6 protein-coding genes and 4 pseudogenes are annotated in these 12622 nt (G+C 60.5%); 2 read left to right on the forward strand and 8 right to left on the reverse strand.

What is annotated here, in order from left to right; genetic code table 11:
- Positions 1-140 precede the first annotated feature (140 nt).
- Positions 141-1767, forward strand: a pseudogene (istA, locus tag P0R31_RS37485) (IS21 family transposase); the annotation flags it as partial.
- On the opposite strand, the pseudogene P0R31_RS37490 reads toward istA, so the two are convergent.
- A pseudogene (locus P0R31_RS37490) lies at positions 1671-1901 on the reverse strand (integrase core domain-containing protein); the annotation flags it as partial. The pseudogenes istA and P0R31_RS37490 overlap by 97 nt on opposite strands.
- 80 nt (positions 1902-1981) lie before the next feature.
- Between P0R31_RS37490 and P0R31_RS37495 the strand changes: the two are divergent.
- Positions 1982-3004: an IS110 family transposase gene (locus P0R31_RS37495; protein WP_275520047.1), complete on the forward strand. Its 1023-nt coding sequence runs from the start codon at positions 1982-1984 to the stop codon at positions 3002-3004.
- Positions 3005-3262: 258 nt separating this feature from the next.
- Here the strand turns inward: P0R31_RS37495 and P0R31_RS37500 are convergent.
- The 7 genes and pseudogenes from P0R31_RS37500 to P0R31_RS37530 form a co-directional block, all read right to left on the reverse strand.
- Positions 3263-4182: pseudogene (locus P0R31_RS37500) on the reverse strand (IS3 family transposase); the annotation flags it as partial.
- 200 nt (positions 4183-4382) lie between these two features.
- Positions 4383-4817 (reverse strand): annotated as a pseudogene (locus tag P0R31_RS37505) (transposase); the annotation flags it as partial.
- A 230-nt stretch (positions 4818-5047) separates the two neighbouring features.
- Positions 5048-6067 (reverse strand): IS110 family transposase, encoded by a 1020-nt coding sequence (locus tag P0R31_RS37510; protein WP_275520049.1) that lies wholly within the window; start codon positions 6065-6067, stop codon positions 5048-5050.
- Positions 6068-6496: 429 nt separating this feature from the next.
- Entirely contained in the window at positions 6497-8698 is a 2202-nt protein-coding gene (locus P0R31_RS37515; protein WP_275520090.1) for an acetate--CoA ligase family protein, read from the reverse strand.
- 56 nt (positions 8699-8754) lie between these two features.
- On the reverse strand, positions 8755-9918 hold the full coding sequence (locus P0R31_RS37520; RefSeq protein WP_275520051.1) for an acyl-CoA dehydrogenase family protein: 1164 nt from the start codon (positions 9916-9918) through the stop codon (positions 8755-8757).
- Positions 9919-10006: 88 nt separating this feature from the next.
- Positions 10007-11206 (reverse strand): pimeloyl-CoA dehydrogenase large subunit, encoded by a 1200-nt coding sequence (gene pimC, locus P0R31_RS37525; RefSeq protein WP_275520053.1) that lies wholly within the window; start codon positions 11204-11206, stop codon positions 10007-10009.
- A 482-nt stretch (positions 11207-11688) separates the two neighbouring features.
- The gene (locus tag P0R31_RS37530; RefSeq protein ID WP_275520054.1) at positions 11689-12513 is read right to left on the reverse strand and encodes an enoyl-CoA hydratase-related protein; all 825 of its coding nucleotides are present in this window, start codon (positions 12511-12513) and stop codon (positions 11689-11691) included.
- Between the last annotated feature and the right edge of the window lie 109 nt (positions 12514-12622).

The following is a 12622-nucleotide window of genomic DNA, read 5'->3' on the forward strand; positions in this document are numbered from 1 at the left end:
CCCCGGCCTCATGCTCCTTCAACAGCGCGATAATCTGCTCTTCCGTGAACCTTGCTCGCTTCATCTGTCCGTCCTTCTTCGGGCCGGACTCTAACTCCTTCTGGAGGAAATACGCAGTGGCAGGTCAAGGGGGCGGGGAGTTGAACGTCTTGAAGCCGCATCTGCAAAGCACTGTATTTACGTTACTTGAGTGCCAGACGAGCCAACGAGAGATCCAGCGGCTGACGGGGATCGACCGCAAGACGATCCCGGCGCTACCAGGCGATTTTCGTGTCCCGGCGAGCGGCGGAGGCAAATTCCCCCGGGGTGACCGCCGGCTCTGAGGCCACCGATAGGCAAACTCCTCCACCTCCGCGACCGCCGGCTAACGAAGCGACGGTGGCCGTCAAGTCGTTTGATTTCGCCCGTTCAGCCTGTGAACCGCATCGGGAATGGATCGAACAGCAGGTCCGTCTGAAGCCGCAATGCGCAGGCGATCTACCAGGATCTGGTTGACCAGTTCGGTTTCACGGCCAGCTACGAGAGCGTCAAGCGTTTCGTGCGTGCCCTGCGCCGCATCGATCCCAAACAGTTTGACAGTCTCGAGTTTGCCCCCGGCGAGGAAGCGCAGGTCGATTATGGCGAAGGCGCGCTGACCCGTGATCCGAAGAGCGGTCGTCACCGCCGGCCGCGCCTGTTCGTGATGACCCTGCGCTACTCGCGGCGCAGCTTCCGGCGAGTGGTCTGGAAGTCGAGCCAGCAGATCTGGGCACAGCTCCACGAGGAGGCTTTCCGGTACTTCGGCGGCGCCGTCGGCTATGTCGTGCTCGATAATCTCAAGGAAAGGCGTCATCACGCCAGACCTGTACGAGCCCGAGCTCAACCGGCTCTACGGCGCGGTTCTCGCACATTACGGCGTCGTCGCCGATCCGGCACGGGTGCGGGACCCGAACCGCAAGGGGACCGTGGAGAACGCGATCCAGCACACCCAGGGCACCGCGCTCGCCCGGGCGGCGCTTCGAGTCGCTCCAGGCTCAGAACAGGTTTCTGGAGCACTGGGAGGCGAACTGGGCTTCCAAACGCATCCATGGCAGCACAAGGCGTCAGGTCGAGGCCATGTTCCAGGAGGAGAAGCCGCATCTGCGGGTATTGCCCGCGACCAGCTTCCGTTACTTCTCCGAGCTCGTGCGCACGGTCTACGACGACACCACCGTGCGGGTGGATCCCAGCGACTATGCCGCGCGCCCCGCGCCGATCGGCAGCCAGGTCGTGGTACGCCTTTACGAGACCACGATCGAGATCCGCGACCGCAGCACCCAGGCCCTGCTGCGCGTTCATGCCCGCGCCGCACGGCCGGGTTCGCTCAAACTGCCGCACAACGAGCGCCCGTTCAATCCATCCCGTCAGACCGCCTTCCTGCTGGCAGGCGCCGGCGACATCGGACCGCACGCGAAGGCGCTCTGTCAGCTCCTGTTCGACACCGAGGGCCGCGTCGGACAGCGCGCGATGTGGGGCATTGTCGGACTTGCGAAGAAGTATCCCGCCCGGCTCGTCGAGCAGGCCTGCGATCACGCGGTGCGTCATCACATCCGTCGCTACAAACAGGTGCGCGCCATCGTCGAGCGATTGTTCGAGCAGGCGCTCGAGCGTCTCGATCAAGCACCACAAGTCACGATGTCTCTGACGCAGGATCATCCACTGATCCGTCCCGCGGGCGAATACGGCGAACTCTTTCGCCTCGGCGCCCAGAACCCCCGGCGCGGATGGCAGGTCAAGGCGAACTCGGACGGCGTCTTCCATCCGAGCCGCGAGTGTGGTCGTGCATTGGTGTAATCGGCCCGCCAACATCCGAGCGCGATGCGGGCCTGGGCCAGCGACGTGAACAGCGTCTCGTTCAACAATTCGTCCCGCAGCCGGCCATTGATGGGGAAGACGGCCCCGCTCCCTCGGCGCCGGCGATATACTAGCGATGGACGAAACCGCTAACAGGAGCAATTGACCAATGGAAGCCGCGACAATTGGGTTGGACATTTCGAAGCACGTATTTCACATCCATGCAGTTGATAGCCAAGGCCAAGTGGCCGGTCGCCAACGTCTCCGGCGAGGCGAGATCGTGTCTTTCTTCTCCTCGCTCGCACCTTGTCTGGTCGGCATCGAGGCCTGCGCGACTGCTCACCACTGGGCGCGGGAGATTGGGCAGTTTGGACACGATGTCAGATTGATTCCGCCGGCCTATGTTAAACCCTACCTACGAAGAGGGGCTAAGAATGACGCCGCTGACGCGGCCGCGATCTGCGAAGCGGTTAGTCGTCCCAATATGCGGTTCGTTCCAATCAAGAGCGCCGAGAACCAGGGCTTCTTGATGCTTCATCGTGCAAGAGGCTTGCTGGTCCGCCAACGCACCATGACAGCTTGCGCCATTCGGGCTCACTTTGCTGAGTTCGGAATCATTGTCGGGCAAGGCCGGCAACGGGTGGATGGTCTGGTGGACTTGTTGGATGACGAGGAACTGACGCTACCGGCCCACGCCCGCATCGCGCTGGCCGTCCTTGTGAGCCAACTGAAGGAATTGGGCCGGCAGGTCGAGGCCATCGAGCGCGAACTGGCTGAGATCCAGCGAGTAAATCCGATGGCGAAGTTGCTGTCCTCCATCCCCGGGATCGGTCCCATAACGGCCACAGCTCTCGCCGCTACCGTGCCCGACGCGACAATGTTCCGCTCCGGGCGGGAGTTCGCGGCCTGGCTTGGCCTGACGCCTAAGCAGAATTCCACCGGCGGGAAGGATCGGCTCGGCCGGATTACGAAACAGGGCGATTCCTATCTCAGACACTTGCTTGTCATCGGAGCACGTAACGTCGTTCGGTACCCCAAGGCACGCTCCCGGGTTGGAGGCGGCTGGATCGAAGCCCTGCTTGAACGGCGTCGACCCATGGTCGTCGCCGTCGCCGTTGCCAACAAGTTAGCCCGGATCGTCTGGGCGATGATGACGACGGGGGAATTCTATCGGCCTAAGCTCGCGGCCTGACTTTCCGCGTATGTTGGCCACCTTATGGTGTGAGGGCAAACGACAGCATGATGGACACCGGCGGAGCTGGGGATCGAGCAAGCCCGAAGAGCTTTAAGCGCAACAAGCGCGACCCGTTGATGAGGCCTCGATCCGCGATCTCCATCAGGGCCAGCGGCCATGGCATCGGTCGCACTAACAGGCCGTATACATGAACGCACCCGACCGGTATCCAAAGTGCTGCTGAAATCCCTTGCATCCGCGGGGCCGTCTATACATGAAGCTCTCGATGAAGGCGTTCTGCATGGGCTTGCCCGGCGCGATGTAGTGCCAGGCGACGCGGCTCTGATCGGCCCAGGTCAAGATTCATTTGCGGGTGAGCTCGCTGCCGTTGTCGCTGACCACCATCTTTGGCTTGCCGCGCTCGGTCATCAGCCGGTCCAGTTCCCGCGCCACCCGAGTGCCGGAGAGCGAGGTGTCGGCGACCAGCGCCAGGCATTCGCGGGTGCAATCATCGACGACGGTGAGGATGCGGAAGCGGCGGCCATCGGTGAGCTGATCCGATACGAAGTCGAGCGACCAGCGGTCATTCGGCGCCATGGGCGCCGTCATCGGCGCCCTGGTCCCGATCGCCCGTTTGCGACCGCCACGGCGACGCACCGCGAGCTTCTCTTCCCGGTAAAGCCTGAAGAGTTTCTTGTGGTTGACCCTATAGCCCTCCCGCTTGAGCAGGACATGCACGCGCCGATAGCCGAAGCGGCGGCGCTCGTGCGCGATCGCCTTCATGCGCTGGCGAAGGCCGCCATCGTCCGTCCGGATCGTCTTGTATCTCACAGTCATGCGGCAGCTGCCGATGGCTTTACACGCCCGCCGTTCGCTCATCCCGTGGGCATCCATGAGATGGGCGACAGCTTTCCGCTCCCCCGCAGGCGTCACCATTTCTTTCCCAGCAAGTCCTTCAGCGCGACATTGTCGAGCATGGCATCCGCCAGCAGCCGCTTCAGCCGCGTGTTCTCATCCTCCAGTACCTTCAGCCGCTTGGCCTCCGACACCTCCATCCCGCCGAACTTCGCCTTCCATTTGTAGATGCTGGCGTCGCTGACGCCGTGCTTGCGGCACAGGTCGGCAACCGAAACGCCGGCCTCGTGCTCCTTCAAAATCCCGATGATCTGCTTCTGTATTCGGTCTGTTTCTGTCAATCCCTTAAGAGCGCGTGCCGCGGGTACCTTGCTTCTGTTCGTGGTCGGCAAAGCCGCCACACGATGGGATTCGGTTGAATGGTCGGTTCAAGCTCTTCGGCGTAGTCAGCCGCCTGGAGGGCGGACGCCACGACAGATCATACGAACTCGACCATCCCCACGCCCCGCGACGGGCGTCTCTTGGGATGGCGATGGCGTCCTTACGCCACCGCCGTCCATCGGAATTCGGTTCCATCAACCCACATTCGGTGAAGGACGACAGCCATCTTTCTGGCCAGCGCGACCTTCGCACGCTTGCTTCCTTGCCGGTGGGCAACACGCACCGCCCAAGCCTTCATCGGAGACCATCGGGTTGATGGCCTGAGAACGACGTTGGCAGCTTCGAACAGGGCTGTGCGCGTCTCTCCATCTCCGACTTTTGTGATCCGTCCCATCCGATCAACCTCGCCGGATTGGTATCGCCGGGGCGTTAACCCGAGATAGGCGCCGACGGATTGAGAATGTAGGAATCGCCTGGGATCGTCCACAGTGGAGCGGAAGGTCAACGCAGAGACCGGGCCGATCCCCGGCATCGTCATCAAGAGCCGACAAGCCGGGTCACTGCGCACGGCCTTCAGAACCAGACGATGCAGTCGGGCGTACTTCTGTATTCGGTCTGTTTCTGTCAATCCCTTAAGAGCGCGTGCCGCGGGTACCTTGCTTCTGTTCGTGGTCGGCAAAGCCGCCACACGATGGGATTCGGTTGAATGGTCGGTTCAAGCTCTTCGGCGTAGTCAGCCGCCTGGAGGGCGGACGCCACGACAGATCATACGAACTCCATCCCCACGCCCCGCGACGGGCGTCTCTTGGGATGGCGATGGCGTCCTTACGCCACCGCCGTCCATCGGAATTCGGTTCCATCAACCCACATTCGGTGAAGGACGACAGCCATCTTTCTGGCCAGCGCGACCTTCGCACGCTTGCTTCCTTGCCGGTGGGCAACACGCACCGCCCAAGCCTTCATCGGAGACCATCGGGTTGATGGCCTGAGAACGACGTTGGCAGCTTCGAACAGGGCTGTGCGCGTCTCTCCATCTCCGACTTTTGTGATCCGTCCCACCCGATCAACCTCGCCGGATTGGTATCGCCGGGGCGTTAACCCGAGATAGGCGCCGACGGATTGAGAATGTAGGAATCGCCTGGGATCGTCCACAGTGGAGCGGAAGGTCAACGCAGAGACCGGGCCGATCCCCGGCATCGTCATCAAGAGCCGACAAGCCGGGTCACTGCGCACGGCCTTCAGAACCAGACGATGCAGTCGGGCGTACTCCCGCATCAGCGCTTCGCGTCCGGCAAGCAGCGAATTCATGATGGCCTCCAGTAAGGCGTCATCGCTGACCAACTCACGAACTCGCGTCGCGAACAGAGTCCGCGAGACGATTCCGACTTTGCGACCGAGCGGACGTAGAAGTCCGCGGATGACTTGCTCTGCGGCAGCGATGGAGCGGATGATATGCTTGCGAGCCGCGGCCAGCGTCCGCGCTCTTTGGCTGCTGATGCTCTTGACGTGAACAGGCTTGAACCATCCCGTTCTCACCACCTGCGCGATCCCACGGGCGTCATTCCGATCGGTCTTCACTGGCATGGCCGAAAGTGCCGCCTTGACCTGGCGGGCTTCCAAACTGACGGCCGGCAACCCCAGTTCGATTAGATTTGCGGTCAGCCATTCTGAGATCGGTCCTGCCTCAAGGCCCACCCGTTCAACTTGACCAGCCCATGGTTCGAGGTACTGCACAATCGATGGCGCGTCCGCCAACGTGGTTCCCTCCCGGATAAGCTTTCCGGTCTCGTCCACCGCACACACCGCAACGGAATTCAGCGAAACATCGAGGCCGACGTAGATCATGGCTTGTCTCCTTCCGGATGGAGTTGGTCCATGATCGTCAGCCAAAACTTGCCGCGCGGCAATCGGTCAGGCGATCGGGACCGAATACCCCATCTCTTCCGTAAATCGGCTGCGCTTCATGCTCTGGTCCTCATATGGGCCAGAGCGAACTTCAATCTGGATTAAGTCGAGGGGGCAAGGTCAGGGGGCCATGCCGCCGCTGTCGGTTCCTGCCGAAACTTATCCAAGGAGTCGCAGCACCGAGTGCAGTAGTCCGAGCTTCTTGGCGACTGACCCGACCGATTGACCGCTCGATACTGCCAGTTCATTCGCCAGGGCTTGTAGTCGTCCGTGCATGACCGACCTTGACGTCCTTGTAGTCGACACCTCCTGGCCCTCTGAGCCTACTACCGGTGTACACTCATTCGGAGGAGGTTCACGTCAAACTCCTTAGAGCTTCTTTTTGGCAATGAGGCAGTCAACAGCGACTAACCCAGTCCCACTGCCAGAAAGGATGACGGGATTGATGTCAATCTCGCCGATCTCGTCGGCCAGATCGGTACAGAGCGTCCCGAACTTGACAATGCAGTCGGCCAGTCTCTCCAAGTCTGCCTTGGCGCCGCCCCGCGAACCACGCAGAACGCTCGCACCGCGTAGCCGCCCGATTGCGGATTGCACGTGGGCCGCATCGAAGGGCGGCAGCAGCACCTGCACATCATTGAGTGCCTCAACCCAGATTCCGCCCAATCCGAAGGCGATGACGGGTCCAAACTGCGGATCGAAAGTCGCGCCCAGCATGATTTCCGGCCCAGATTTAGCCATTTCTTGCACGACGACGCCAGCGATCTTCGCTTCAGGGCGGTGCGACCGGACCGAAGCCATGATTTGCTCGAACGCCTCCGCTGCTTTGTCCGCTGACGGAATATTTAAGATGACTCCGCCAACATCGGTCTTGTGCACGATCTCGGCCGACTCGACTTTCATCACCACCGGAAAATCAAGCGTGCGTGCGATGCGCGCCGCCTCATCCCCCCGCGTTGCGAGCGCTTCGCGCGTGACGGGAATTCCGTAGAGCGCGAGTAGACGCTTGCCCTCACGCTCCGTCAGAACGTCGGCTTTCGCCTCGCGTATGATGCGCAATGCCTCAGAATAGCAAGTGCTGCGCTGGCCCCACTGGACCGATAGGCGATCACCGGGGTTACGGCCGCGTTGGAACTCAGCATAGCCCATCAGAGCAGAGAGCGCCTTCAGCCCCGGCGTTAGCCCTTGCAAAAACGGCATGCCGTTGAATTCGGCCTTCGGCTCGATCATCGGATCCTTTGGATCGAGAGAGCTGTAGAAATGGCCGCCGGGGAGGCTCAAGATCGGGAAGACAACCTCTGGTGCCGCCGCTGCAGCCCGCGTTAAGGCTTTCCCGAGAGCTGATCCCATATCCAGGCAGGAAGGGAAGCCGCGTCCCCAGATGACCATGTCATACGCGCCACAGGTGGCAAGTGTGTTCAGCGACTCATCGATGATGTGCGTGTCATAGCCACCCTGTGCGGTGAGATCGAGTGGATTCCCCACATTGCCGAACTCGGGAAAGACCATCTCCAGCCGAGCCTTCGCCGGTGCTGGGAGCGGCGGAAATTCTATGCCGTAGGAATCGGCGACGTCGGACAGAATGCCGGCGGCGGTACCAGAGAAAGATGCGAACGCGACGCGGCGGCCGCGCGGCCGCTTCGTCGAAGACAGCGCAACCGCGGTCTCGATCAGATCGTCGACGGTATCGACCCGGATGACACCCAATCGTTTCAGGACCGCATCGATTGCCGCGTCTGAACCTACGAGCGAGCCGGTATGAGCCAATGCCGCTTGGCGGGCCTTCTCAGAGCGGCCAACCTTGATCATCACAATGGGCTTGCCCTTGTCGGCCGCGCGCTCGCAGGCCTTGATGAATTCAACCGGCCGCCTGATCTGCTCGCAGTAGGAGGTGATGACGCGCGTCTCCTCCTCGTCGACAAAATAGTCGATGAAATCTGCGACATCGAGACATGCTTCATTGCCGACCGTGACTACGCGGCCGATGCCGATTCCGCGAGCTAGCAGTGGCACGATCAAGCTATAAACAAGGGTACCGCTTTGCAGGATAGAACTAATTCCGCCTGCCTTCATGGTATGAAAGTCGAGCGGGACCGCCATCAGCTGATTGGCCGCGTTCATCAAGCCGAAGCAGTTTGGACCGACCACCGGAATGCCCGTTCGTGCCGCCCAAGCCATAAGCCAGCGTTGTTTGCTTTCGCCCTCCCCTGCCTGCTCGGCAAATCCGCTAGAGATGATCTGAATCGCCCGTACACGAGCGGCTTCGCAATCCTCGAGCACTTCGGGAATGGCTTTGCTTGGAATGGCGATCATGGCCAGGCCAACGGAATGAGGGATGGCTTTCAAGCTCGGATAGCATGGCACGCCCGCGATCTGCGTGTAACGCGGGTTCACCGCAACGACCTCGCCAGAGAAACCCCATTTCTTGATATTCGTGAGGATTTCGGTCGCGAAGCCTCCCTTCTGGGAAGCCCCCACAATGGCGACGGATTCGGGTCGAAAAAGCTGGCCAATCCTACCGGCTGTTCCCTGCTGAAGGCGATCTTGTTGCAGCACACGATCAACTTGCATGTTCAACCCGTCGGTTCTTGTATTGCGCAACTTGGCGTCTGGGCGATGGCCCGGTCCTATCGTTGGATTGCTTGATCACCGAAGAGGCCCCCGAGCGAGGCGAGGCGCTGAAGATGGTGATCGGTATCGCCGAACGACGCGTCGATCATCGTTACATGCTTAAAGTAGTGCCCGATGCTGTATTCCATGGTCATACCGATGCCACCATGGAGCTGGATAGCCTGCCGTCCGAGCGCTTTAGACGACTGACCGATCTGCGCTTTTGCGGCCGACAGCGCCCGCTCCCGCTCGGTCACATCCCTCTCTCCCGCCATCATGGTGGCGTACGTCGCCATGGAACACGACTGCTCCAATTCGACGAACATATCGACCGCCCGGTGCTGAAGCACCTGGAAGGAGCCGATTGTCGTGCCGAACTGCTTGCGCGTCTTCAAGTAATTGACGGTGATGGCATGCATTTCAGCAAAGCAGCCGACCGCCTCAGCGCACAAGGCTGCAATCGCTTCGTCTGCAACGCGCGAGATGATCGGGAAAGCGCCTGCCGGATCGCCGATAACGTCAGCTCCCCCGATTCGTACGTTCTGAAGCGTGATCTCGGCCGCGCGCAGCCCGTCTTGCGTCGGATAGGCGCGACGCATAAGGCCGGGCGCGTTAGCGTCAACCAGGAAAAGGCCAATCCCGACCTTTTCTCGCGCGCCCCCCGCCGTTCGCGCCGACACGATGATCTTGTCCGCGGCATCGCCATGGAGGACAAGACCCTTGGTCCCGTTGAGCACCCAACCCTCGCCGTCCCTCTTGGCCTCGGTTTCAACATCGAAGAGGTCATATCGCGACTGAGGTTCGGCGTACGCGAAGGCGAGTTTCATCCGACCTTCCGCAATGGCGGGGACGAGCTTCGAATTTTGAGCTTCAGTCGCCCCGTGCCGCAGGACGCCGCCGGCGAGCACGACGGTTGCGAAATATGGCTCAAGGATAAGCGCCTTGCCGAAAGCTTCCATGACGATCATGGTCTCGACGGCCCCGGCGCCGAGCCCGCCGTGAACCTCCGCAAACGGCAGCCCGAGAAGCCCCAGCTCAGCATAGCGCATCCACATCGCTTCACTGAATCCCAGCTTCTCCGTCCGGTACTTGCGGCGGTCCTCAAAGCTATAATGCTCACGCATCAAGCGCTCGACGCCATTCTTAAGGAGCCGCTGCTCCTCGGAAAGATCAAGATCCACTAGAAAACCCTCCTGAGACGGGGCCACATCTTCGCCCCTCAAACCGGTTAGAACGCCGTGCAGTCAGCATCTCACGTTTTGCTGAGCGTCAGAGGCCGAGGACGACCTTCGCGATGATGTTCTTCTGGATCTCATCCGAGCCACTATAGATCGGCACCTTACGTCCGTTGAAATAAGCGGGCGCAATCGGCCCCGCCCAATCGGGACCGATCGCTGGCTCCCCGCGCTGAAACTCCTCCTCTGATTGATAAGGCAGCGCGTAAGGGCCGATCACATCCATCAGAAGCTCAGCGGTCGCTTGCTGGATTTCCGAACCCTTGATTTTCAGGATCGAGCTTGCGGGGTCCTGCGTACCCTTCTCGAGCTTCGATTGGTTGGCCACGACGCGGAGCTGCGTCATCTCGAGCGCCTTGAGCTGGACCTCGACGGCAGCAATCTTCTTGCGGAAATCGGCCTTGTCGATGAGCCGCTCGCCCCCGACGCGGGTGCGTAAAGCAAGTTCCTTGATGCGCCGGATACGTTCCTTTGAAAGGCCAACACAAGCAATCGTGACGCGCCCGTTGCCAAGAACAAATTTAGCGTAATCCCAGCCGCGATTTTCCTCGCCGACGAGGTTGTCGACAGGAACCTGCACGTCGTCGAAGAAAACCTCACAAACTTCGGGATAACCGTCGAACAACTGGATCGGACGCACAGTAACCCCCGGCGACTTCAGGTCGATCAGGAGAAAGGAGATGCCCCGCTGTTTCTTGGCGTCAGGATCCGTCCGAACCAGGCAGAAGATCCAGTTGGAGTATTGCGCTAAGGAGGTCCAGATTTTCTGGCCATTGACGATGTAGTGGTCGCCGTTGCGCACGGCCCGCGTTTTGAGCGACGCAAGATCAGAACCGGCTCCCGGCTCGGAGAAGCCCTCGCACCACCAATCGTCGACATTTACAATGCGCGGCAGGAAATACTTCTTCTGCGCTTCGTTGCCGAAAGTATAGATAACCGGCCCAACCAAGTTGATGCCGCTACCGGCTGGCTCCGGCGCCGGAGTCTGGCTCACTTCCTCGCCGAAGATGTACTGCTGGACTGGTGTCCACCCCTTGCCGCCGTACTCGATCGGCCAGTGCGGTACGGCCCATCCTTTCTGCGCCAGAATGCGCGTCCAGCGCACCTTGTCATCCTTGCTAGGATGCCGGCCCGCAATCAGCTTCTCGCGGATATCTGGAGGAATTGCGGAGCGGCAGAATGTCCGAACCTCGTCGCGGAAGGCAAGTTCGTCAGCGGTAAAATTCAGATCCATCGTTGCTTCCTAGTTGCGAGCAGCGCGCCGATTGATGAATGTTGGCAATATACCAGGCGTCGCATCCAAAAATCCCAATTCGGACGGAACGAAGCCGGAAATTTGCGATATAATGCAAAATCGTGATGTTTTTCTGCGCCGAGAAGCTGGGTTGTCGCGGTCGCCGTCGTAATCAGGCTCAACTTAGCTGAGGGCCGGATCTAAGTACGATGTCGGCCGTGACGGACGCGCCTTCGAATTCTTTCCGATAAGCGGAGAAAAGCATTCTCTCGCCGCGGATGCAAAACTTACCGGTTGAGCATCGCTCCTTGTGGAACAGAGCATAGCTCGCAGGCTTGCGCGAGAGGTCTCGAGCATCCCCTAGCACCCCGCGCCGCGGCGCCCGGCAAGGTTCGCTTCTGGGTGCGTCATCGCGAGAGCAGCAGATGGTCCATCATCGCTGCCCTCCCAAAGATTGTCTGCTCAGAAGTGAGATCAATCCTTCAACGTCCCTCAAACACGGGTTTTCGCTTCTCCGCAAAGGCCTGCACGCCCTCTTGGTGATCGAGCGTCAATTCCGCTTTTATCAGGTTCTCGGCCTCATGGTCCATCGACTCGAAAAGGTCGGACGCCGCCGCGTGATCCAGATTGTCCTTGATGCAGCTAAACGCGAATGTAGGCCCGTGGGCGAGTGAAGCCGCAAGCTCAAACGCGGATTGGGGTAACTCCGCGTCCGTCACCACGCGGTTGAGGAGGCCCAGCTCTTCTGCCCGCCGCGAGTCGATGCGCTCGGACAGCAACATCAGTTCGCGCGCGCGGGAGACCCCAACGAGCTTCGTCAGCAGCCAGGCTATACCGCAATCGCCCGACAATGCGACCTTCGCATATGAGGTGGTCAAGATGGCCGACTGCGAAGCAATGCGGATGTCGCAGGCAAGTGCAATCGCAAGGCCCGCGCCCGCAGCAGCGCCCGGCAGCGCCGCAACGGTTGGCTTTCTCACGGCGAACAGCTCACCGATTAGCTTCCGCTGGTCAGCCCGCAAATCGGCCACCCGCTGTTCGAATGTTGCTTCAACTGTAGCCGAACTCTGCCGCATGCCTTTGACATCGCCTCCGGCACAGAAGGCGGTCCCTGTGGCGCCAATCAGGATCGCACCAACGTGTGGATCGTCAGCAAATCGCTTGATTAGCTTGCTCCAGGCGACTTTCATTCCTTGGGAGATAGCATTCCGCGCCTGCGGTCGGTTGAGCGTAATCACACCCACGCGATCACGGATCTCCGCCAGTAGGTCATCTGTTCCAGTATTGATTTGTAACGCTTGCGACATGCGTTTAGCTCCGCTGTACTTCGCCACGCTGGGCACCAACATGCGAATGCCCGCAAGCCCAGCGAGGGCATGGTGGATGGGAGCTCAGCATAGCCCTACTGAGCTCCAA

This window comes from Bradyrhizobium yuanmingense (genome assembly GCF_029167105.1).
In the GTDB taxonomy this organism is placed as follows: domain Bacteria; phylum Pseudomonadota; class Alphaproteobacteria; order Rhizobiales; family Xanthobacteraceae; genus Bradyrhizobium; species Bradyrhizobium yuanmingense_A.

Bases quoted from the DNA above. Each gene is read 5' to 3' on its own strand.
- P0R31_RS37530 (WP_275520054.1), bottom strand. From the start codon at position 12,513: ATGTCGCAAGCGTTACAAATCAATACTGGAACAGATGACCTACTGGCG.
- P0R31_RS37510 (WP_275520049.1), bottom strand. From the start codon at position 6,067: ATGATCTACGTCGGCCTCGATGTTTCGCTGAATTCCGTTGCGGTGTGT.
- pimC (WP_275520053.1), bottom strand. From the start codon at position 11,206: ATGGATCTGAATTTTACCGCTGACGAACTTGCCTTCCGCGACGAGGTT.
- P0R31_RS37495 (WP_275520047.1), top strand. From the start codon at position 1,982: ATGGAAGCCGCGACAATTGGGTTGGACATTTCGAAGCACGTATTTCAC.
- P0R31_RS37515 (WP_275520090.1), bottom strand. From the start codon at position 8,698: ATGCAAGTTGATCGTGTGCTGCAACAAGATCGCCTTCAGCAGGGAACA.